Source organism: Mesorhizobium sp. Root554 (assembly GCF_001427025.1).
In the GTDB taxonomy this organism is placed as follows: Bacteria; Pseudomonadota; Alphaproteobacteria; order Rhizobiales; family Rhizobiaceae; genus Mesorhizobium.
Window position 1 is genome coordinate 1,912,042 of sequence record NZ_LMGA01000001.1, and the last position, 19,529, is coordinate 1,931,570.

The 19,529-nt window shown below is 62.3% G+C and carries 25 protein-coding genes; 18 read left to right on the forward strand and 7 right to left on the reverse strand.

Going from position 1 to position 19,529, the window contains the following annotated elements; all coding sequences use genetic code 11:
• Window positions 1-21 precede the first annotated feature (21 nt).
• Window positions 22-393, forward strand: coding sequence for a helix-turn-helix domain-containing protein (locus ASD44_RS09190; RefSeq protein WP_162246421.1), 372 nt, complete (start codon window positions 22-24; stop codon window positions 391-393).
• A 4-nt stretch (window positions 394-397) separates the two neighbouring features.
• Here the strand turns inward: ASD44_RS09190 and ASD44_RS09195 are convergent, their stop codons facing one another.
• A complete protein-coding gene (locus ASD44_RS09195; protein WP_056110893.1) occupies window positions 398-796 on the reverse strand; it encodes an acyl-CoA thioesterase in 399 nt (132 codons plus the stop codon).
• A gap of 194 nt (window positions 797-990) precedes the next feature.
• On the opposite strand from ASD44_RS09195, the gene ASD44_RS09200 reads away from it, so the two are divergent.
• Together ASD44_RS09200 and ASD44_RS09205 are read left to right on the forward strand one after the other, a co-directional pair.
• On the forward strand, window positions 991-2,607 hold the full coding sequence (locus ASD44_RS09200) for a GMC family oxidoreductase N-terminal domain-containing protein (RefSeq protein WP_056110894.1): 1,617 nt from the start codon (window positions 991-993) through the stop codon (window positions 2,605-2,607).
• Entirely contained in the window at window positions 2,604-3,815 is a 1,212-nt protein-coding gene (locus ASD44_RS09205; protein WP_056110895.1) for a mandelate racemase/muconate lactonizing enzyme family protein, read from the forward strand. The genes ASD44_RS09200 and ASD44_RS09205 overlap by 4 nt, the downstream gene beginning before the upstream one ends.
• A gap of 90 nt (window positions 3,816-3,905) precedes the next feature.
• Here the strand turns inward: ASD44_RS09205 and ASD44_RS09210 are convergent, their stop codons facing one another.
• The gene (locus ASD44_RS09210) at window positions 3,906-4,838 is read right to left on the reverse strand and encodes a diacylglycerol kinase family protein (protein WP_056110897.1); all 933 of its coding nucleotides are present in this window, start codon (window positions 4,836-4,838) and stop codon (window positions 3,906-3,908) included.
• A 768-nt stretch (window positions 4,839-5,606) separates the two neighbouring features.
• Between ASD44_RS09210 and ASD44_RS09215 the strand changes: the two genes are divergently transcribed.
• From ASD44_RS09215 to ASD44_RS18730, 3 genes are read left to right on the forward strand one after another with little or no spacing between them, the layout of a single operon-like run.
• On the forward strand, window positions 5,607-5,864 hold the full coding sequence (locus ASD44_RS09215; RefSeq protein ID WP_056115801.1) for a SemiSWEET transporter: 258 nt from the start codon (window positions 5,607-5,609) through the stop codon (window positions 5,862-5,864).
• A 45-nt stretch (window positions 5,865-5,909) separates the two neighbouring features.
• Window positions 5,910-6,104, forward strand: coding sequence for a hypothetical protein (locus ASD44_RS18725; RefSeq protein ID WP_244478741.1), 195 nt, complete (start codon window positions 5,910-5,912; stop codon window positions 6,102-6,104).
• A gap of 6 nt (window positions 6,105-6,110) precedes the next feature.
• Window positions 6,111-6,305 (forward strand): DUF2314 domain-containing protein, encoded by a 195-nt coding sequence (locus ASD44_RS18730; RefSeq protein ID WP_348271193.1) that lies wholly within the window; start codon window positions 6,111-6,113, stop codon window positions 6,303-6,305.
• On the opposite strand, the gene ASD44_RS09225 is transcribed toward ASD44_RS18730, so the two are convergent.
• Complete coding sequence (locus tag ASD44_RS09225) at window positions 6,293-7,288, reverse strand: DUF3137 domain-containing protein (protein ID WP_056110901.1); 996 nt, start codon at window positions 7,286-7,288, stop codon at window positions 6,293-6,295. The two genes, ASD44_RS18730 and ASD44_RS09225, sit on opposite strands and share 13 nt — an antisense overlap.
• Before the next feature lie 256 nt (window positions 7,289-7,544).
• Here ASD44_RS09225 and ASD44_RS09230 point away from each other — a divergent pair, with 256 nt between their 5' ends.
• From ASD44_RS09230 to ASD44_RS09260, 7 genes are all read left to right on the forward strand, one after another.
• On the forward strand, window positions 7,545-7,967 hold the full coding sequence (locus ASD44_RS09230) for an SH3 domain-containing protein (RefSeq protein ID WP_056110903.1): 423 nt from the start codon (window positions 7,545-7,547) through the stop codon (window positions 7,965-7,967).
• A 109-nt stretch (window positions 7,968-8,076) separates the two neighbouring features.
• The gene (gene uvrB / locus ASD44_RS09235) at window positions 8,077-11,127 is read left to right on the forward strand and encodes an excinuclease ABC subunit UvrB (protein ID WP_056110905.1); all 3,051 of its coding nucleotides are present in this window, start codon (window positions 8,077-8,079) and stop codon (window positions 11,125-11,127) included.
• A 26-nt stretch (window positions 11,128-11,153) separates the two neighbouring features.
• Window positions 11,154-11,753 carry a YdeI/OmpD-associated family protein gene (locus tag ASD44_RS09240; RefSeq protein ID WP_056110907.1) on the forward strand — a complete coding sequence of 200 codons (600 nt, stop codon included), beginning with the start codon at window positions 11,154-11,156 and terminating at the stop codon, window positions 11,751-11,753.
• Between the two features lie 90 nt (window positions 11,754-11,843).
• Window positions 11,844-12,047, forward strand: a complete 204-nt coding sequence (locus tag ASD44_RS09245; RefSeq protein ID WP_056110908.1) for a hypothetical protein — start codon at window positions 11,844-11,846, stop codon at window positions 12,045-12,047.
• Between the two features lie 145 nt (window positions 12,048-12,192).
• Window positions 12,193-12,618, forward strand: a complete 426-nt coding sequence (locus tag ASD44_RS09250; protein WP_056110909.1) for a glyoxalase/bleomycin resistance/extradiol dioxygenase family protein — start codon at window positions 12,193-12,195, stop codon at window positions 12,616-12,618.
• Window positions 12,619-12,628: 10 nt separating this feature from the next.
• Window positions 12,629-12,982, forward strand: coding sequence for a DUF1428 family protein (locus ASD44_RS09255; protein ID WP_056110910.1), 354 nt, complete (start codon window positions 12,629-12,631; stop codon window positions 12,980-12,982).
• Between the two features lie 90 nt (window positions 12,983-13,072).
• Window positions 13,073-13,687, forward strand: a complete 615-nt coding sequence (locus tag ASD44_RS09260) for an NAD(P)H-dependent oxidoreductase (protein ID WP_056115804.1) — start codon at window positions 13,073-13,075, stop codon at window positions 13,685-13,687.
• Between the two features lie 30 nt (window positions 13,688-13,717).
• Here ASD44_RS09260 and ASD44_RS09265 read toward each other — a convergent pair whose 3' ends face one another.
• Window positions 13,718-14,113, reverse strand: a complete 396-nt coding sequence (locus ASD44_RS09265; protein ID WP_056110912.1) for a Kazal-type serine protease inhibitor — start codon at window positions 14,111-14,113, stop codon at window positions 13,718-13,720.
• Between the two features lie 446 nt (window positions 14,114-14,559).
• On the opposite strand from ASD44_RS09265, the gene ASD44_RS09270 reads away from it, so the two are divergent.
• The 3 genes from ASD44_RS09270 to ASD44_RS09280 all read left to right on the forward strand — a co-directional run bounded on the left by ASD44_RS09270 (window position 14,560) and on the right by ASD44_RS09280 (window position 15,873).
• Window positions 14,560-14,772, forward strand: coding sequence for a cold-shock protein (locus ASD44_RS09270; protein ID WP_056110913.1), 213 nt, complete (start codon window positions 14,560-14,562; stop codon window positions 14,770-14,772).
• A 255-nt stretch (window positions 14,773-15,027) separates the two neighbouring features.
• Complete coding sequence (locus ASD44_RS09275; RefSeq protein ID WP_056110915.1) at window positions 15,028-15,240, forward strand: cold-shock protein; 213 nt, start codon at window positions 15,028-15,030, stop codon at window positions 15,238-15,240.
• 219 nt (window positions 15,241-15,459) lie between these two features.
• Window positions 15,460-15,873 (forward strand): BA14K family protein, encoded by a 414-nt coding sequence (locus tag ASD44_RS09280; RefSeq protein ID WP_056110917.1) that lies wholly within the window; start codon window positions 15,460-15,462, stop codon window positions 15,871-15,873.
• 64 nt (window positions 15,874-15,937) lie between these two features.
• Here the strand turns inward: ASD44_RS09280 and ASD44_RS09285 are convergent, their stop codons facing one another.
• The 3 genes from ASD44_RS09285 to ASD44_RS09295 form a co-directional block, all read right to left on the reverse strand.
• Window positions 15,938-16,579 carry an MBL fold metallo-hydrolase gene (locus ASD44_RS09285; RefSeq protein ID WP_056110919.1) on the reverse strand — a complete coding sequence of 214 codons (642 nt, stop codon included), beginning with the start codon at window positions 16,577-16,579 and terminating at the stop codon, window positions 15,938-15,940.
• A 104-nt stretch (window positions 16,580-16,683) separates the two neighbouring features.
• Window positions 16,684-17,001, reverse strand: a complete 318-nt coding sequence (locus ASD44_RS09290; protein ID WP_056110921.1) for a hypothetical protein — start codon at window positions 16,999-17,001, stop codon at window positions 16,684-16,686.
• Between the two features lie 144 nt (window positions 17,002-17,145).
• Window positions 17,146-18,039, reverse strand: a complete 894-nt coding sequence (locus tag ASD44_RS09295) for a branched-chain amino acid aminotransferase (protein ID WP_056115807.1) — start codon at window positions 18,037-18,039, stop codon at window positions 17,146-17,148.
• Window positions 18,040-18,261: 222 nt separating this feature from the next.
• Between ASD44_RS09295 and ASD44_RS09300 the strand changes: the two genes are divergently transcribed.
• Window positions 18,262-18,774 carry a MarR family transcriptional regulator gene (locus tag ASD44_RS09300; RefSeq protein ID WP_056110923.1) on the forward strand — a complete coding sequence of 171 codons (513 nt, stop codon included), beginning with the start codon at window positions 18,262-18,264 and terminating at the stop codon, window positions 18,772-18,774.
• 22 nt (window positions 18,775-18,796) lie between these two features.
• A complete protein-coding gene (locus ASD44_RS09305; protein ID WP_056115810.1) occupies window positions 18,797-19,516 on the forward strand; it encodes a response regulator transcription factor in 720 nt (239 codons plus the stop codon).
• The last annotated feature ends 13 nt before the right edge of the window (window positions 19,517-19,529 follow it).

Genomic DNA, 19,529 nt, shown 5'->3' on the forward strand with positions numbered 1-19,529 from the left:
CGTTTGCAAGGAGGCACTTTTTTGAAACCGAGGCACCTGCATGCCAGCGAGGATTGCCGCGCCGTCAGCGAAATCCTCCAGCGCATCGGCGACAAGTGGTCCGTCCTGGTGGTCAGCCGGCTGGGCGGCGGTCCCATGCGCTTCAACGAACTGCGCTACGCCATCGGCGGCATATCGCAAAAGATGCTGACGACGACGCTGCGCACGCTTGAACGCGACGGCTTCGTCACCCGCACCGTTTTTCCCACCATCCCGCCACGGGTCGACTACGAGCTTACGCCGCTCGGCAAGGAATTGCTGTGTCCCGTCAAAGGCTTGTCAGACTGGGCGATCAACAATATCGCCCGCGTCAACGAGGCGCGCCAGCGCTTCGACGCCGACCGGATTTCCTGACAGTTCAGGATTCCGGCGGCACGGCCTTGGGTTTGCCATCGCTGTCCAGTGCAACCATGATGAAGTCGGCATGAGTGACTTTTTCCATCAGGTCGGAAAGATAACGCTGCGCCCAGGCCTCGACCTTCAAGGTCATTGAGGTCCGTCCGACGCGTTCGATGTGCGAATATATGCACAAGGTGTCGCCGATTTTCATCGGTTTCGCGAAGGACATTTCCTTCACCGCGGCAGTCACGACCCGGCCCTTCGCGCGCTCGGCGGCGCGGATGCCGCAGGCCAGATCCATCTGCGCCATCACCCAGCCGCCGAAAATGTCGCCTGCCGCATTGGCGTCCGAAGGCATGGCGAGCGTCCGCAAGGTCAGTTCGCCGAGCGGCTTCTTTCCGTCCGCATATTGCACCATGCATAGCTCCCCATACCTGACTCAAAGGCCTATCCTCATGCCAGGATGGCGTCAACGATCCGGTCTGCCCGTTGGTCCGGATCCAAACGACGAACCCGGTCGCTTTTTTCACAAGCCATGCCGGAAGCTGCGGTGACGCCGGCTCCGCGCGCGTCTAGGCTGCGTCTGGAGTTCGAGGACCGCATCTTTCCGCCATGCAGACCTATGATTTCATCGTCGTCGGCTCCGGCTCGGCCGGCTCGGTTGTGGCGGAGCGGCTTTCCGCTTCCGGCCGGTTTTCCGTCCTGGTGCTGGAAGCCGGCGGCAGCGACCGCCGCTTCTTCGTCCAGATGCCGCTCGGCTACGGCAAGACCTTCTATGATCCCGCCGTGAACTGGAACTACCGCACCGAGCCGGACCCCGGCCTTGCCGGCAATGCCGATCACTGGCCGCGCGGCAAGGTGCTGGGCGGCTCGAGCTCAATCAACGCCATGGTCTGGGTGCGCGGCGCGAAGGAGGATTTCGACGCCTGGGCGGCAGCTGGCAATCCCGGCTGGAGCTATGAGGACGTGGTCCCCGCCTTCAGGGCGATCGAGGACAACCAAGCTGGCGCGGACCAATGGCGCGGAACCGGCGGGCCGCTGCATGTCTCCGACTGTTCGGCTGCCGTCCATCCGCTGACGAAGCGCTACCTCGCCGCCGCGCAGCAGGCCGGCTTGCCGTTCAATTCCGACTTCAACGGCGAACGCCAGGAAGGCGTCGGCATCTACCAGATTTCAACGAAGAACGGCAGGCGCATGTCCGCCGCTCGCGCGTTCCTGCGGCCGGCTATGAAACGCCCCAACGTCCGGGTCGAGACGAACGCGCTGGCGACGAAGATCCTGTTCGACGGCACTCGCGCCATCGGCATCGAATATTTGCAAGATGGACAAAACCGAACCGCGCGCGCAGCACGAGAAATCGTCGTATCGGCCGGTTCGGTCAATTCGCCGCAACTTCTGCAGCTGTCCGGGATAGGCCCGGCTTCCTTGCTGCGGCAGCACGGCATTCCTGTGGTCCGCGACAACGCCAATGTCGGCGCCAATTTGCAGGACCATGTGGGCATCAACTATACGTTCAGGGGTCGCGAGGCGACGCTGAACCAGATCCTCCGCCCCTGGTGGGGCAAGGCATGGGTCGGCGCGCGCTATCTCCTGCTGCGCTCCGGCCCGCTCTCGCTGTCCATGAACAATGCCGGCGGCTTCTTCCGCACCGATCCGTCGCTGCCACTGCCCAACATGCAGCTTTACTTCCAGGCATTCTCCACCGTCATTCCGCGCAATGGCGAGCGGCCGATCCTGACGCCCGATCCATGGCCGGGTTTTTCCATCGGCCTTTCGAACTGCCGCCCAGCCAGCCGGGGCGAGATCATGATCCGCTCGGCCAGTCCTCACGAGCATCCGCGCATCGTCGCCAACGCCCTCTCCACCGATGCCGACGTGGCGGAAATGCTGGCGGCGGTGAAGTTCGTGCGCAGGATCGCCTCCATGCCTGCCATGGCCGAATTCATAGAGCAGGAAATCCTGCCCGGTCCGTCGATCCAGTCCGATAACGACCTGATCTCCGACTTCCGCCGCCGCAGCGGCACTGTCTATCACCCGGTCTCGACCTGCCGCATGGGCCCGGACCCCGCACGCTCTGTCGTTGATGCCCGATTAAGGGTGCATGGGATCGATGGGTTGCGCGTGATCGACGCTTCCATTTTCCCGGATAATATCTCGGGCAACACCAACGCCGCGTCGATCATGACCGGCTGGAAGGGCGCGGAGATGGTGCTGGAGGAACAGGCATGAAAATTACCGACGTCAAAACCTGGGTCGTCGGCAACCCGCCGCCCGGTATTGGGGGGCGCTATTTCATCTTCGTCCGGCTGACGACGGATTCCAATGTTGTCGGCTATGGCGAGGCCTACAGCGCCACCTTCTCCGCCCACATTACCGCCCGGATGATCGAGGACATGGCGGAACGCTACCTTATCGGCACCGATCCGCACGACATCGAGACGCTATTCCGCCGCTGCTACGCGTCGGGCTTCACGCAGCGCCCGGACGTCTCGGCCATGGGCTGTTTCTCTGCGCTCGAAATCGCCTGCTGGGACATTATCGGCAAGGAAGCCGGCCAGCCTGTCTACAAGCTGCTCGGCGGGCAGGTGCATGAGCGCCTGCGCACCTACACCTACCTCTATCCCGAAGAGGGCAGCGTCCACACCAGCGATGTGGCGCCGAGAAACGTCTACAACGACCCGGACATGGCGGCCGAATGCGCCGCTTCCTATGTCGCCCAGGGCTTTACCGCCGTGAAGCTCGATCCCGCCGGGCCTTACACTGTCTATGACGGGCACCAGCCGCGCCTTGCCGACATCGATCTGTCGGCCCGCATGATGAAGGCGATCCGCGCGGCGGTGGGTGCGAAAGCCGACATCCTGTTCGGCACGCACGGTCAGTTCACCGCCTCCGGCGCGCTGCGCATGGCCAGGGCCATCGAGCCTTATGACCCGCTCTGGTTCGAGGAGCCGGTTCCTCCCGACATGCCGGAAGTGATGGCCGAAGTGGCGCGCGGTACGAAGATACCAATCGCCACCGGCGAACGGCTGACGACCAAATTCGAGTTTGCCCGCGTCATCGAGCAGCGCGCCGCCTCTATCCTGCAGCCCAACCTCGGGCGCTCGGGCGGCATCCTGGAGACGAAGAAGATCGCCGCCATGGCCGAGGCCTGGCACATCCAGATAGCACCGCATTGCTATTGCGGCCCGATCGTCGGCGCCGCCAACATCCAGCTCGCGGCGACGCTGCCGAATTTCCTGATCCTCGAATCCCTCAAGCAGTGGGATGGCTTCCACGCCACGCTTCTGAAGAAGAAGATCGAATGGCAGGACGGCTATGTGATCCCGTCGAAGGAACCCGGCATCGGCGTGGAACTCGACGAGGCCGTCTGCGAAGCGCACCCCTGGAAAGGCATGGACCTGCACCTGGAGATGAAGCAGGAGCCGCTGCTTCCCTGAAGAGTTTTATTGCGCGTCGTTCGAGTCACAAATAAATTACAAATCAGTAGTTTGGCGACATGGCCGGAATCAATCCGTCAATATCCTGACTCAATATCTGAGCGTCAGCGCGCCCGGCAGTATCTCGAACACAGCCGGGATCCGGCCGGGCGACTCTCCGTCTATATCCACCAGCGCGGCGTCCGCGCCGCTGACCGGCTCGACCGTTACCTTCCGCCCCCGCAGGATCGTGATTGCCGGATGATTGCGGTGTCGCCCGCCATAGAGCAGCCGCAGGTCCCGGATCAGCCCCAGCTTGCCGGCAGCGCGCAGGACGACGATGTCGAAGACGCCATCGTCCAGGGCGGCATCGGGCGCGATCATCATGCCGCCGCCGAAGAAGCGGCCATTGGCGACGGCGACCAGCGCGATGCGCGCCTCGAACGGCGGGGCGTCGTCCACGCTGACGCGTACTGTCTGGAACCGGTAACGGATGAACTCTCGCACCGTTCTCCAGAAGAACAGCGCCTTTGCCGAAACGCGGCCTTTGCGCTTGTCGGCATTCACTGCCCGGTCGGTCGCGCCGGAAAGGCCAAGGCTTGCAATGTTGATGAAATGGCGGCTGGCGAGCGCCCCGTCGTCGCCGACATAGGAAATGCGCCCTGCATCGACCTTGCGCGCCTTCGCCGTGGCGATGCGTTCCAGCAGCAGGTCGAAATCGCGCGGCAGGTCGAGACCGCGCGCGAAATCGATTCCCGTGCCGCAAGGGAGCAGCGCCAGCTCCACTGCCCCGGCGCCCTCGTCCCGCGCCTGCAGCAGCCCGTCCGCCGCCTCGCTGGCGGTGCCGTCGCCCCCGGCGGCAATGACCAACCCGAAACCATCGAGCGCAAATTCCAGCGCCAGTCTCTCGGCATCGCCTTCAGCCAGGGTTTCGCGCAGCTCGAATTCACCGAAATGCCGCGTCAGCCCGGCCGCCACTTCGGGCCAGTGCTGCTTGAGCCTGCCGCCGCCGGCAACAGGATTGAGGATCACGCCGACCTTCAAACCTGCGCCCTCCCCCGATACGCGGTTTCGAATCCACCCTTTCATTGAAGCGTGCGCAGGCTCCCCGGACAAGCCGAATGTTTGCTACTCAAGCGGCCCGATGCGAACCGGCCTTGTTAACCGAAAAAACCATCCTTGCCACCCGATATACCCGATAACCCCGGTATCCACAGGGCCTCGGCGGTTCCGTTCGGGGCCGTTCAGGCCTATGTTTAACCCATCTCAGGCGGCCACGGATCGCCCCCGTCGAAAGACGAGACGACCACGCGGAACTCCTGAGGCCCGTACGGCCCGGATCGACAGCGGCTTGCCGCCGGAAGAGAAGGATGCCGAGACCTACGGGGCCGCGGAAAGCGTGCGAACGCCAACGGCGGGCCGATGCAGCCATGAAAGCCGGACAAGTCCTTCGGTGGCGCACTTGAAAAGCCCGTGAGGGTGGGACAGGTGTGGTCTGGAACGGACGTTGCCCTCGGGCAATGACTGGCAGGACCGTCAAAATCAAGGCTGGCATGGCGCGACATCTCTAGGGACGTTGCCGCCGCGACCAGGTCCTGATCTGACAGGGAGGCGCTGGGAGAAATCCCGGCGCCGACTGTTTTCGGAACCTCGCCACGGCGCGCATCGCAGAACGGCCGGCGGTCGGAGAAAACGGCTGGACCAAGCCGGGCCTTCTCCTTGCCGGGCCAGCGACGCGATGCCGCTTCACAGCCGCTGGCAAATCTGGCATATCTCGCACCGCACAATGTGCGTTCTCAGAAAGTTGCCGCCTTGCATCCCCTTTTCGAAATCGTCGGCTCGGTCGCCGCGTGCATCACCACTTTTGCCTGGTTGCCGCAGATCATGAAAATCCTGCGCGAGCGTCAGGCCCGCGACATCTCCCTCGTCACCACGGCCGCCCTGGCCTCGGGTGTGTTCCTGTGGATCGTCTACGGCATCGCCATCGGCTCGCTGCCCGTCATCATGGCGAACACGGTGTCGTTCCTGTTCATCGCCACCATCGTCGGCCTGAAATTGCGCTACGGCTGAAAACGTGCAACCTCCATGGCGCTGGGTCATGTGGGGAGCCGCGGCATGAAATTCTGGTCTGGTTGGCTGCTTGCCTGCACATTCTCGCTCGCTCCGATCTTAGCCGCTGCGCAGACTGCCAGCCAGGATACGCCGCCGGCCGACACGGACGATTTCAGATTAAAAGTCATAGTCCGCGATGGTGACGCCGAAGAGCATTTCTGGGTCATGCCGTTTTACAGGACTGCTGACGGTTTCTAGGGTGTCCTGGCGAACGAGCCGCAATCCGTCCACAACGTCGTGAACGGTCAGAACATCACATTCAGCCGCGACGACATCTCTGATTGGGGCTATACCCGAAACGGCCGTCAGGTCGGCAGCTATACGGTCTGCGTCTTGTTCAAGAAGATGCTGAAGGAAGAAGCCGACAATTACCGGACCAATTATGGTTACGACTGCTGATCGGGCATCCCCGTCGTTCCAGTTTCGCCGCCCGCACCCGCCTTGCGCACCAGCGACGCCGTCGCCAGCAATGACGCAAGATCGGCGATCATCGGCTCGACATGGACCTTGTAGTCCAATGGCTGGTCGATATCCGGCAATTCGAAGAAGTTCCTGTCATGCGGCAGCAGGAGGAAACCTTCGCTTCCGGTCAGTGCCACACGCGCCGGCTCGTCTGGCCATGCCTCGCCCAGCCATTGCAGCGCCTTGGCCAGCCGCCCGGTCACCAGCGGACGGGCGGCCTCGACATTGTCGGTGCGGAATTCATAGTCCTCGTCCAACGCCGGTATCCCGCTCGGCACTTCCTCCATCCGGCTGCCGAAAATGCCCTGGAAGAACCCCATGACCTTGTTTGTCCTGCGCGTCGCGATCAGCACGCCCGGGAACGGCGTCATGGTTTCGAAAGCGATGACGATTCCCTTGAAGACCGAGGATACCGTCTTGCTCATCTTTTGCTCCAGCCGCGCCTCGTAGAGTTCGAACGAAAATCCCTCATACCGCCCTGAGATCGCGTCGTCGAAATATTCGCGATCGAACGAACCGATCGTCTCCGCCGGCAGCCTGTCGAAGGAATCGGGCTTTTCGCCACGGCGATAGCTGACGCCCTCGATGAAGCCGAAGATGACGGGCAACAGCCTGTCGCGAAACGATTGCCGCAGGTCGGTGGCGGGTTTCACCGCCGAAAAATAGGCGAAAACAGCTGCGACGATTCCAACGATGTAGAGAAACACGTGCGGCGTCGAAAACCACTGTTCGTAGGGATCGGCGAAACTGTTGAAAAGCAGCGCCAGCAAGAGCGTCGCGATCAGCACCAGGCCGATGAACAGCGGCACCCGCCACCGGACCTGCCTTTGAACGGCGGCGCGCCTGGCCTCGTAGGACTGCAGGTCCGACTGGATGCCGGCGACCACCGCCGCGTCCGGCATGAAATCCGCAGTATCCATCGCCACCCTCCGCTGCACAGGCGGCCCATGATAGCGATTTCTACCGGCGTGTCGCGACCAGCGTATATTGCCGCTCGCATCGGACGCCCCGTCCGGCGGATGCCGTGGAAACACGGGTAAGTTCGCATTTGCAAAGGGAAAAATCGGTGGTCTTCGTTATCATGGCATATACGATACCGGCAGACGGCGCTGGTGATGCGGGTAAAGCATGCTTTATTCTTTCGTTGTTCTCAGCGCGACACGGAGGATTCTGAAGATGCTTGGGAAACTTTTGGCGGCGGCCGCTCTGCTGACGGGGCTAGCATTTGCCGCGCCGGCAATGGCCGCGAGTGCCCGCACCACGGGCGACGTGAATGTGCGCACAGGTCCCGGAACCGGCTATGCCCGCGTCGGCACGCTGCCCGCCGGCACTCGGGTCGACCTGCGCGGCTGCGAGGACAATTGGTGCAATGTCCGCGGCGCCGGCCTCGGCGGCTGGGTGTCCGCGAACTATTTGACCAACTATGTCGGCCGCCCGCCGGCGGTCGTCATCCAGCCGCGGATCGTCGTGCGTCCGCCGCATTGGAACCGTCCGCCGCACTGGAATCGACCGCCACACCGGCCGCGCCCGCCCAAGCCGCGTCCGCCGCGTCCAGGCGGCAACTGCAAGATCGCACCCGGCTTCCATTGCCCGCGCTGACCACCTCCTGACAGCCTGATGTCAGCAGGCCGCAACCGACCGGCCCCGGAGGCGGGCTTTCCGCCTCCGGGGTCTTTATATTTGGACGGACTTTGCCCATATTCGACACATGGCCAAAACCCCGGAGAAAAGAGCGCCGTCCGCGCCGGCGAGCGACGACCGCGCTTCGGCGCCGAAGCGCCGTAGTCCTCTGACCGATTTCCTCGACGCCTCCGAGCCTTTGCATGGTGCCGGCTTTGAAGAGGCGCCACAGGCTGAATTTACCGGCACGCCCTTGAGCGGCTCGGTCTCGGATTGGGCCGAGCAGATTTCGCGCGAGGCCGAACAGGAAGGACGCGAGGTCGCCAGGGGCGAAGGCAAGGCCGCGAAGGCATCGAAAAAGGTGCCTGAGCGCTCCGCCTCGCCCACCCGCACCGCGCGTGGCACCTCCATGGGCGGCGCGGCGTCGGCCAAGGAACGAACGGCGGCGGGCCTCAACCCGGTCGCCGGTCTCGACATTTCGCTGGAGGATGCCGAGACGCTGAACAACAGCGGCGTCACGGCAACCGTTGCCGCGCTGTCGGCGCTGATCGAGAGCGGCAATCCGCTGCACAAGGACGGCCAGCTCTGGACGCCGCACCGTCCGGCCCGGCCTGAAAAGTCCGAAGGCGGCATCGCCATCAAGATGGTGTCGGATTTCGAGCCGGCTGGCGACCAGCCGACGGCGATCAAGGATCTGGTCGAGGGCGTCGGAAACAGCGACCGCACGCAGGTCCTGCTCGGCGTCACCGGGTCCGGAAAAACCTTCACCATGGCAAAGGTAATCGAGGAGACTCAACGCCCTGCCCTGATCCTGGCCCCGAACAAGACGCTCGCAGCCCAGCTCTATTCCGAGTTCAAGAAATTCTTCCCCGACAATGCGGTGGAGTATTTCGTCTCCTATTACGACTACTACCAGCCGGAAGCCTACGTTCCGCGCACGGACACCTACATCGAGAAGGAATCCTCGATCAACGAGCAGATCGACCGCATGCGCCACTCGGCGACGCGCTCGCTGCTGGAGCGCGACGACGTCATCATCGTTGCGTCTGTCTCCTGCATCTACGGTATCGGTTCGGTCGAAACCTATACGGCCATGACCTTCCAGATGCAGATCGGCGACCGCCTCGACCAACGCCAGCTGCTCGCCGATCTCGTTGCCCAGCAGTACAAGCGCCAGGACATCAACTTCGTCCGCGGCTCGTTCCGCGTGCGGGGCGACACGATCGAAATCTTCCCGGCCCACCTCGAGGACCGGGCATGGCGCATTTCGCTTTTCGGCGACGAGATCGAGTCCATCACCGAGTTCGACCCGCTGACCGGCAACAAGACCGGCGACCTGAAAAGCGTCAAGATCTACGCCAATTCGCACTACGTCACGCCGCGCCCGACGTTGAATCAAGCCATGAAGTCCATCAAGTCGGAACTGCAGCATCGCCTGCAAGAGCTTGAAAAGGCTGGCCGCTTGCTGGAAGCCCAGCGGCTTGAACAGCGCACGCGCTTCGATCTGGAAATGCTGGAGGCAACCGGCTCCTGCGCCGGCATCGAGAACTATTCCCGCTACCTCACCGGCCGTGCGCCAGGCGAACCGCCGCCCACGCTGTTCGAATACGTGCCCGACAATGCCTTGGTCTTCGTCGACGAAAGCCATGTCACCATTCCGCAGATCGGCGGCATGTATCGCGGCGACTTCCGCCGCAAGGCAACGCTGGCGGAATACGGCTTTCGGTTGCCTTCCTGCATGGACAACCGGCCGCTGCGTTTCGAGGAATGGGACGCGATGCGACCACTCTCCGTTGCTGTTTCGGCAACGCCGGGCGGTTGGGAGATGGAGCAGTCCGGCGGCGTTTTCGCCGAACAGGTCATCCGCCCCACCGGCCTGATCGACCCGCCCGTCGAGGTCCGCCCGGCCAAGAACCAGGTCGACGACGTCGTCGGCGAAATCCGCGAAACGACCGCCAAGGGCTATCGCACGCTCTGCACCGTGCTGACCAAACGGATGGCCGAGGACCTCACCGAATACCTGCACGAGCAAGGCATCCGCGTCCGCTACATGCACTCCGACATCGACACCCTGGAGCGCATCGAAATCCTGCGCGACCTGCGCCTCGGCGCTTTCGACGTGCTGGTCGGCATCAACCTGCTGCGCGAAGGCCTCGACATTCCCGAATGCGGCTTCGTCGCCATCCTCGATGCCGACAAGGAAGGATTCCTCCGCTCCGAAACGTCGCTGATCCAGACCATCGGCCGCGCCGCGCGTAACGTCGATGGCAAGGTTATCCTCTACGCCGACCAGATCACCGGTTCGATGGAGCGCGCTATGGCGGAGACCAACCGCCGCCGCGAGAAGCAGCTTGAATACAACCAGGCCAACGGCATCACGCCGGAAAGCGTCAAGTCACGCATCTCGGACATTCTGGATTCGGTCTACGAGAAAGACCACGTCCGCGCCGACATCTCGCAGTTCACCGACGGCGCCGGCGCCATGATGGGCAACAATCTCAAGGCGCATCTCGACGCACTGGAAAAGCAGATGCGTGATTCCGCCGCCAATCTCGACTTCGAGAAAGCGGCCCGCGTGCGCGACGAGATCAAGCGGCTGCGCGAGATGGAGTTGGCGATTTCCGACGATCCGCTGGCGAAATATGCCGACATGGAAAGTCCGGCTTCGGGCCGCGAGAAGGGCAAGCACAACAAGGGTGTGGCGAAACACCGGACGGCCGAGGAACAGGAGCGGTTCCGCAAGCTCGACGCCGCCCGCGCCGAGGAGGACGCCGCAAAGGCCGCGCGGCCGAACCTGTTCGCCAAGCCGGCTCTCGACGATATGGGCCGCTCCGGCGATTTCGCCACGCCGGCAAAGGCAGTGGATCGGTCGCTGTTCAGGAAGCAGTCCGCGCAGGAGGCGCATGGATCGGACTTCGGCCTGCCCGGCGAGAACGAGAAAACGCTGTTTCGCAAGAACTCGCTCGACGAGATGACGGTGCGCCGCACCGAGAAGCCGGTCGAAGGCGCCAAGCCGGCAAAGCCGGACGAGGTGAAGCCGATCGTGCGCGAGCGTGCCGGCATTGGCTCTTATGAAGACCCTGCCGATCAGGCCCGCCAGAAACGCCGCCCGGGCAAGACTGGCCGGCCGGGAAAATAATCCATCCGCGTTGAAAGCCTTCGCCCATGGCGCCTGTCAAAGTCGATCCCGCGAAAGTCCATGAATTCGCCGACGCCTCTGCGTTCTATGCCTGGCTCGGCCGGCATCATGACAGCGAGGACGAGGTCTGGATCAAAGTCCACAAGGTGAATTCGGGGCTCAAATCCATCACGCCGTCCGAAGCGATCGAGGTGGTGCTGTGCTGGGGCTGGATCGATGCCATCCGCAAGGGGCATGACGACAAGAGCTTTCTGCAGCGCTACACCCCGCGCGGCAGGAAAAGCACCTGGAGCCAGATCAACGTCGACAATGTCGCCCGACTGATCGAGGAAGGCCGCATGACCGAACACGGCTTGCGGCAGGTCGAGGCCGCCAAAGCGGATGGCCGCTGGGACCGCGCCTACAAGAGCGGCAAGGAAATGAAGATCCCGGACGATTTGCAGGCCGCGATCGACGCCGAGCCGGCAGCAAAGGCGATGCTGGCAAGGCTGAGCGCGCAGAACCGCTTCGCGCTGGCGTTCCGCACGCACAACATGAAAACCGAGGCGGGCCGCGGCAAGAAGATCGCGATGTTTGTCGACATGCTGAAGCGCGGTGAGACGATCTATCCGCAAGGCAGGAAATAGCGGCTCTCGATCGCAGCCCCGCGCACGCAGATAATTTTCTTTCCTCTGTCGGCTCCGCTTTGCTTCGCCCGTCCTTGGGGTGTCGGCGCAATGATGCTGCCGCCACTCAAGGGAGAATGCACCATGTCGATCCTGTCATCCATCGGTCGCATCGCGACCCGATACTCGGCCACGCGCGCACGCTACCGGACCGAACGCATCCTGCGTTCGCTGCCAATTGAGTTGCGCAAGGATATCGGCTGGCTCGAAGCCACCGATGAGACCAGCAACCGCCGCCCCGAAATCTTCTGCTGAATCGGCACCCCGCAGCGATGACCCGCGACCGGATCCAGAAGCGTCCGGTGAAAGGCGGAAAATTTTTCCGAGGGCTTGTCGGCAAGGCCATGCCTCGGACGTCCTTGGCACGTAACCTGTCAGTTTAAATTGAGGAGGACTTGCGATGACCGAACAGACCAATGCCCAGCCGGCCCCGAAAGTGCTTGGCGGACTGACGCCCTATCTGGAAGTGGAAGGCGCGGCCAAGGCAGCCGAATTCTACCGGAAGGCGTTCGATGCCGAACAGGTCTTCGCCTATCCGCCTGACGAGCAGGGGCGGACCATGCACATTCATCTGTACATCAACGGCTCGACGCTGATGATCGGCGATCCGTTTCCTGAACATGGCCATCCGCACCAGCCGGCTGCCGGCTACACGCTTCAGCTTCATCTGAAAGACAGCGAGATCGAAGACTGGTTCCAGCGCGCCGTGGATGCCGGTTGCGAAGTTACGACGCCGCTTCAGGTGATGTTCTGGGGCGATCGATGGGGCGCGGTGAAGGATCCCTTCGGCGTGCATTGGGCAATGAATGCGCCCGTAGCGAAATAGGGAGGTCCAGATGCCCTACGTGGATGGTTTTGTCCTCGCCGTGCCGAAGGACAGGATTGACGAGTACAAGGCGATGGCTCGCACCGGCGGCGACGTCTGGATGTCGCATGGCGCTCTCTCCTATGTCGAATGCATTGGGGACGACGTGCCTTATGGCGAGTTGACCTCGTTTCCCCGCGCGGTTCAGGCCAAGGACGACGAGGTCGTCATATTTTCCTGGATCACCTACAAATCGCGGCAGGATCGCGACGAAATCATGAAGAAGGTCATGGAGGACCCGCGGCTTTCGATGGACATGGCATCCATGCCCTTCGACGGCAAGCGCATGATTTTCGGTGGTTTCGAAAGCTTCCTGGAGCTTTGACCGATGTGGCTGCCGCGCATCGGCGCGGCGGCCTGCAACCTCCGCATCGCTGCGCCGTTGCTCCTGTACAGCCAAGACAGGAGCCAGCTCGTGCCACTCAAAGCGTTTGCCCTCAATTGCACCCTGAAATCGTCCGATGACGAGGAGAAATCCTCGACGGACCGGCTGCTTGCCGACGTGCTGGCCGCGTTGAAGCCGCACGGCGTCGTTGGCGAGATCGTGCGCGCGCTCGACCACGACATCAAACCCGGCGTGCTGTCCGACGTCGGTGACGGCGACCAATGGCCGGACCTTCGCCAGAAGATCGTGGCGGCGGACATCTTCGTCCTCGGCCTGCCGATCTGGATGGGCCAGCCTTCAAGCGTTGCCAAACGGGTGCTGGAGCGCATGGACGCCTTCCTGGCCGAAACGGACGACAAGGGGCGTATGCCGGCAGCCGGCAAGGTGGCGCTGGTCGCGATCGTCGGCAATGAGGATGGCGCACATCACTGCCACGCCGAATGCTTCCAGGCCCTGAACGATGTCGGCTTCACCATCCCGGCCAATGGCGGCCTCTATTGGGTCGGGGAAGCAATGGGCGACGTCAACTATGTCGACCTGCCGGGCACCCCGAAAGCCGTGGCGTCGATGGTGAAGATGGCGGCGTCGAACGCAGCGCATCTCGCGAAGTTGCTCAAACAAAACTATCCCGGCGTCAGCGAATAGGCCCCGGGTGCGAACCGGGGCCTGGATCGATCAGCAGGGCTCGTTGTCGACAATACGCCAGTTCGCGGCGCGTGCCTCGCAGGCGTTCGGGAATGTGCGCGCCGAACCGCGCCGTGTCGCGCAGACCGGCGCATATTCACGCGTACAGAACGCTGGCCCGCCGCCACCGCCTCCATCCCTGCATTGGCCGGGGCTGACGACACGGTAACCGGCCCTGTCCGCCAGGCATGGATTGGCGAAGGTCTGGCGGTCGCCGCCCCGGCGCGCGCAAACCGGTTGATATTCCCGTGTGCAGAATTGCGAATCTGGCCTCGGTGGGCGCGGACGCGGACCGTCATCCACGACGACCGTACAGGCGGCAAGCAGCATCGACAAAAACAGTGCTGCCACGCCATGCCGCGACAATAGAATGCCGAACAGTTTCATGAGTCTCTCTCCAAACTGCCCCTTCCCCCGGCGTTCCCTCCACGCCTTGGCTCGATCCTCCCCATTCCGCCTGCAAATGCAACAGCCGCACCTGCCCATTCAGGATCGCTGTACCTATGCTTGCGGCTCTGTGGCCGATGACCTTTCTGCTGTGCGGGCGTACCCGACCCGCGACGTGGGTGCGCGCGTGAATCGCGACCCGCGCCGTTCTCTTGCAACAATCACATTTTCGTGCGATATATTTTCCAGTTCGGGCATTTGTGACCCGGAGACTGGAACGTTTTGCACGACCCTTTCCCCGATAGTCTGAATCTCTGACGCCCCGTTCTTCGGCGGGGGGTTTAGTCATGCTTCGAGGCATGATCGCCGAAGGAAACCACCGGACCTTTTCGCCGGAGCCAGCCGGCGGCCAGGGCCAAAGACTGAACGGGTGAAGGAGTTCCCCAATGCCCCAGACCGGCACCGTCAAATTCTTCAATGCAACCAAAGGCTTCGGCTTCATCACGCCTGATGGCGGCGCGAAGGACGTTTTCGTCCACATTTCCGCCATCGAGGCTTCCGGCATGCGCACCCTCGTCGATGGCCAGAAGGTCAGCTTCGACGTCGAGCCGGACCGCATGGGCAAGGGCCCGAAGGCGGTCAATCTGAGCGCTGCCTGAAAAGGCTGAGGCTACCGACAAAGTTTGAAGGGCGCGGCGAATTTCGCCGCGCCCTTCCTTTTGTGCAGATGCAGGGCTGACGAAACGGCCGTGCAGCGCGGATGGCAGGCCTTGGAGCCGTTTGGCGCTCGATGAAAACGCTCCGAACCCCGCAAAAAGTTTCGCTTGCCGATAGCGCTAAAATAAAGGACAAATTTCCCCTTCGGGCATTTGCCGGCCCGACAAATACGACCGATGGGATCAGAGGAGCTTCCCATGCCGCAGACCGGCACTGTCAAATTCTTCAATCATGCCAAAGGTTTCGGCTTCATCACGCCTGACGATGGGGCCAAGGATGTTTTCGTCCATATCTCCGCCGTGCAGGCCTCGGGCCTTACCGGCCTTGAGGATGGACAGAAGGTGTCTTTCGACACCGAACCGGACAAGCGCGGCAAGGGCCCCAAGGCGGTCAATCTCTCGGTCGGCTGAGCAAAGCATCGTCCCGGTTCTCGCCGGTCAGTCGATCTTTGGCGTTCAACCGCCCGAACACCCCGAAGGGGTGAAGGACAATGTCGGTCTGTTAAATGCTTTGAACGAAGCGGCAATTTTGTTCAGCCACCGTTCAGCCACGGTCGCCTAATAGTTCTCGTCATCAACCCGAAACCGCCTCCTCTTCGCAAGTGGCGCGTCGGGACGAAGGAGATTGTGATGAACCGATACTTGAAGACCGCCATTCTTTCCGTCGCCGTCGGAGCGACGGTCCTGGCACCGCTTTCCGCCGCCAACGCTCGCGACTGGCGCCGGCATAGCCATTCGCATCGCGGCGGCGGTGATGCCCTCGCCGCCGGCGTCGTCGGCCTTGCGGCCGGCGCGTTGATCGGCAGCGCCCTGAGCCGGCCGTCGCCCGACTATTACGAGCCGCGCGCCGACTACTACGAACCGCGTTATGTGGTGCGCCGCGCTCCCGCGCGTCAATATTACCCGACGTCCTACGCCGGCACGCTCGAGCCCTGGAGCCCCGAATGGTATGACTACTGCTCGGACCGCTATCGCAGCTTCAACGCGCGCAGCGGCACCTTCACCGGTTATGACGGCGCCCAGCATTTCTGCGTCGCCAACTGACCGATCCGCTCCCGAAGCAGGATTTCAGCTCGCAAAGCGTCGCCGCCAGGCGGCGCTTTGCCGTTTAGAGCAGGAACGGATTGGTGCGGCGCTCTTCACCGAAACGGCCGCCCGGTCCATGTCCGCAGAGGAAACCGATGTCGTCTCCAAGCGGCAGCAGCTTTTCCTTGATGGAATGAATCAGGTCGGCGTGATTGCCGCCCTCAAAGTCCGTGCGTCCGATCGAACCCCGAAACAGCACGTCTCCGACATGGGCGAACTTGGCCGCACGGTTGTAAAACACGACATGGCCGGGTGAATGGCCCGGGCAGTGCAGAACTTCGAAAACATGGTCGCCGAAAGAGACCGTGTCGCCTTCGACAAGGAAACGGTCCGGTACGCAGTTGAGTATGCGGCCTTGCACGCCATAGCGCTTGGCGTCGTCCTCGAGCGTATCCAGCAGGAACGTATCGGCCTTGTGTGGTCCGATAATATCGACTCCAAGCAACCGCTTCAGTTCCATCGCCCCCCCGGCATGGTCGATATGTCCATGCGTGATCCAGATCGCCTCCACCTTGATGCCGTTTTCTTCCAGCACCGGCAGAATCCTGTCCAGATCCCCGCCCGGATCGACAACGACCCCGGTCTTCTCGTCCTGATCGAACAGGATCGTACAGTTCTGCTGGAAGAGCGTCACCGGAACGATACCGGCATTGAGCTGACCCATGAAAACCTCTCGTTTGCGTCTTTCGTCATTTAGAGCGGTTCAGGGTTGGATGGAAACGAAATGGGCGGCCGAAGCCGCCCATTTCAATCCGGAAACCTGTAGGATTATTTCTTCATCGCGTTCATGATCGCGCCGACGATGCCGGTCAGGATCGCGCCGCCGCCAACGCCACCGACGATATTGTTCAGGTTCAGGGCACTGCCAATGCCGTCCGTTGCCGCGGCAACCGCGGCCGGATCGACACCGCCGCCGCCAAGCAGGCTGCCGAGGATTGCAGCGCCGCCCACACCGCCGATCGCACCGCTGAGAATCTTGGGAAGCTGGCCCATGGCCGCCTGTTTGATCGCGGCGCCCACGGCCTGACCACCAATGACACCCGTGATGATCTGCACGATGATCGGAAGAAGCGTATTCATGTCCATTTCAGTAGTCCCTCCATAGCCACCAGCCGGCTCGGCCGGTGCGCACATGAGACGCCGAATTCGACGAAAGTCAAATACAGAAGTGGACAAGAAAAGCAGGCGGCCGAAAGGCCGCCAAAAACCGCGAAAAATGGCGGATTTGTGCTATTCCGCAGCTACCGCATGCTTGGGTTGCACGATGGCATAGTAATCGTTCATCAAAGTCTTGGCGATTTCACCCACGACGAATCGATGCGGACCGATCTCCGACACAGGGGTGACCTCGGCGGCGGTTCCCGACAGGAAGCACTGCTCGAAACCTTCCAGTTCCTCCGGCATGATGGCGCGCTCGTGGACTTCTATCCCCCGATCGCGGGCCAATCCCATGATGGTCCGGCGGGTGATGCCGTCAAGGAAGCAATCCGCCGTCGGCGTATGCAGTTGCCCATCCTTGACGAAGAAGATGTTCGCTCCGGTTGCTTCTGCGACCTGGCCGCGCCAATCCAGCATCAAGGCGTCCGCGTAGCCTTTCGCTTCCGCCGCATGTTTGGAGATGGTGCAGATCGTATAGAGGCCGCAGGCCTTCGACCGGGAGGGCGCGGTGAGAGGATCCGGACGGCGATACTCCGCCATGCAGAGCCTTATGCCTTTCAGCTTCTGCGCCGGGTCGAAATAGCTGGACCATTCCCAGGCGGCGACGGCGCAGTTGATGCGCGTCTCCTGCGCCGCGACGCCCAGTTGTTCGCTGCCGCGCCAGGCGATCGGCCTCACATAGGCGTTCCGCAGTCCCTGCTTGCGCACCAGTTCGCTGCAGGCGTCATTCAGTTCGGTGACCGAATACGGAATCTCAAAGCCGAGGATACGGGCTGACTCATGCAGGCGTTCCGAATGCTCATTCAGCTTGAAAATTTCCCCGCCATAGGCCCGTTCGCCCTCGAACACCGCGCTGGCGTAGTGAAGCCCGTGCGTGAGAACGTGGATCTTGGCGTCGGCCCATTTGACGAACTCACCGTTCATCCAGATGAAGCCTTCGCGCTGGTCGAAGCCTGTTGCCATGATAACCCTCCCGCGGGCGCCGCCCGCATTTTCCCGGTTTCGATTCAGTCGCCTGCGCGGCTGGCCAAGCACAAGGACAGGCGGCGAAACGGAACCTCACGATGTTCTGAAAAAGCAACGCTGGCTTGCCTTTTCGTTCGCAATCGGCCCTAAAGCTTGACGAAAATTACCAGTGCCCGAAAAATATGTCAATAATGCTGACATATTTTGTGCCGCAGGAAACCCATGAGCGACCAAACAGACGCAGTTGCCACCCCGATCAGGACAGCGGTAGCCGACGACGACGGAATCGATTTCACCCTCATAGAGCTGTTTTTCTTCGCCTATCGCGACTTCACGTCCGACCCCGACGAAATCCTCACGGATTATGGCTTTGGCCGCGCCCATCACCGGGTGCTTCACTTCGTCAACCGCCGGCCTGGGCTGACGGTAGCCGAGCTCCTGGATGTGCTGAAGATAACCAAGCAGTCCCTGGCGCGCGTCCTGAAGGAGTTGATCGACACCGGACATGTCGTCCAGTTGCAAGGTCCCAAGGACCGCCGCCAGCGTGAACTCTACCCTACCGCCAAGGGCAGGGCGCTGGCCCTGGTGCTGGCAAAGCCACAGTCGCGCCGCATCCATGCTGCATTGAAGGAGGCGAGTGCCGGACAGAGGGACTCGATCGAGCGCTTCCTCAAAGCTATGGTCAATCCAGAACTAAGAGCCCAGATCGACATTGTGCCGAAGAATGCAGGTTGAAATGCAGGATCAGGACGAAACGATGGAAAGCAATGACAGGATCGAGCATCCGTCAATGCCTGACGACGACGCGCCGCATCTGCTCGTGGTCGATGACGATACCCGTATCCGCAATCTTCTGAAGCAGTATCTCAGCGAGAACGGCTTCCGCGTCACCGTCGCCGGCAATGCGGAGGACGCGCGACGCAAGCTCGTCGGGCTCGACTTCGACCTGCTGGTGCTGGACGTCATGATGCCGGGCGAAAGCGGCGTCGACCTGACCAAGTCGCTGCGGACGGAAAAGAACGTCCCCATCCTGATGCTGACGGCGCTTTCCGAGACGGACAATCGCATCACCGGACTGGAGGCCGGGGCCGACGACTATCTGCCGAAGCCTTTCGATCCCCGTGAGCTGATCCTGCGCATAAACAGCATCCTGCGCCGCGGCGGACCGGCGGCGACGCCGAAGGTCGAGCAGCTTGTTTTCGGGCCCTACACGTTCCAGATCGCCAAGCGCGAGCTCAAGCGTGGCGGAGAGGCCCTGAAACTGACCGACCGGGAGCAGGAAATCCTGGCGATATTCGCCGCCCGGGCCGGGGAAACCATACCCCGCCATGAGCTGGTCGGCGACGATTCCGAGGTCGGCGAGCGGACCATCGACGTCCAGATCAACCGCTTGCGCCGCAAGATCGAGCGCGACCCGTCCAACCCCGTCTGGCTGCAGACCGTGCGCGGTATTGGGTATCGCCTCAGCGTGGAATAGAATAGACCCACCG

What these genes read in the sequence shown, in the direction of transcription:
- ASD44_RS09270 (WP_056110913.1), top strand. Translation starts at nt 14,560, where the DNA reads ATGCCCCAGACCGGCACCGTCAAATTCTTCAATGCAACCAAAGGCTTC.
- ASD44_RS09245 (WP_056110908.1), top strand. Translation starts at nt 11,844, where the DNA reads ATGATGCTGCCGCCACTCAAGGGAGAATGCACCATGTCGATCCTGTCA.
- ASD44_RS09195 (WP_056110893.1), bottom strand. Translation starts at nt 796, where the DNA reads ATGGTGCAATATGCGGACGGAAAGAAGCCGCTCGGCGAACTGACCTTG.
- ASD44_RS18725 (WP_244478741.1), top strand. Translation starts at nt 5,910, where the DNA reads ATGAAATTCTGGTCTGGTTGGCTGCTTGCCTGCACATTCTCGCTCGCT.
- ASD44_RS09225 (WP_056110901.1), bottom strand. Translation starts at nt 7,288, where the DNA reads ATGGATACTGCGGATTTCATGCCGGACGCGGCGGTGGTCGCCGGCATC.
- ASD44_RS09240 (WP_056110907.1), top strand. Translation starts at nt 11,154, where the DNA reads ATGGCGCCTGTCAAAGTCGATCCCGCGAAAGTCCATGAATTCGCCGAC.
- ASD44_RS09305 (WP_056115810.1), top strand. Translation starts at nt 18,797, where the DNA reads ATGGAAAGCAATGACAGGATCGAGCATCCGTCAATGCCTGACGACGAC.
- ASD44_RS09280 (WP_056110917.1), top strand. Translation starts at nt 15,460, where the DNA reads ATGAACCGATACTTGAAGACCGCCATTCTTTCCGTCGCCGTCGGAGCG.
- ASD44_RS09300 (WP_056110923.1), top strand. Translation starts at nt 18,262, where the DNA reads ATGAGCGACCAAACAGACGCAGTTGCCACCCCGATCAGGACAGCGGTA.
- ASD44_RS09290 (WP_056110921.1), bottom strand. Translation starts at nt 17,001, where the DNA reads ATGGACATGAATACGCTTCTTCCGATCATCGTGCAGATCATCACGGGT.
- ASD44_RS09230 (WP_056110903.1), top strand. Translation starts at nt 7,545, where the DNA reads ATGCTTGGGAAACTTTTGGCGGCGGCCGCTCTGCTGACGGGGCTAGCA.
- ASD44_RS09250 (WP_056110909.1), top strand. Translation starts at nt 12,193, where the DNA reads ATGACCGAACAGACCAATGCCCAGCCGGCCCCGAAAGTGCTTGGCGGA.
- ASD44_RS09205 (WP_056110895.1), top strand. Translation starts at nt 2,604, where the DNA reads ATGAAAATTACCGACGTCAAAACCTGGGTCGTCGGCAACCCGCCGCCC.
- ASD44_RS09265 (WP_056110912.1), bottom strand. Translation starts at nt 14,113, where the DNA reads ATGAAACTGTTCGGCATTCTATTGTCGCGGCATGGCGTGGCAGCACTG.
- ASD44_RS09275 (WP_056110915.1), top strand. Translation starts at nt 15,028, where the DNA reads ATGCCGCAGACCGGCACTGTCAAATTCTTCAATCATGCCAAAGGTTTC.
- ASD44_RS09200 (WP_056110894.1), top strand. Translation starts at nt 991, where the DNA reads ATGCAGACCTATGATTTCATCGTCGTCGGCTCCGGCTCGGCCGGCTCG.
- uvrB (WP_056110905.1), top strand. Translation starts at nt 8,077, where the DNA reads ATGGCCAAAACCCCGGAGAAAAGAGCGCCGTCCGCGCCGGCGAGCGAC.
- ASD44_RS09285 (WP_056110919.1), bottom strand. Translation starts at nt 16,579, where the DNA reads ATGGGTCAGCTCAATGCCGGTATCGTTCCGGTGACGCTCTTCCAGCAG.
- ASD44_RS09255 (WP_056110910.1), top strand. Translation starts at nt 12,629, where the DNA reads ATGCCCTACGTGGATGGTTTTGTCCTCGCCGTGCCGAAGGACAGGATT.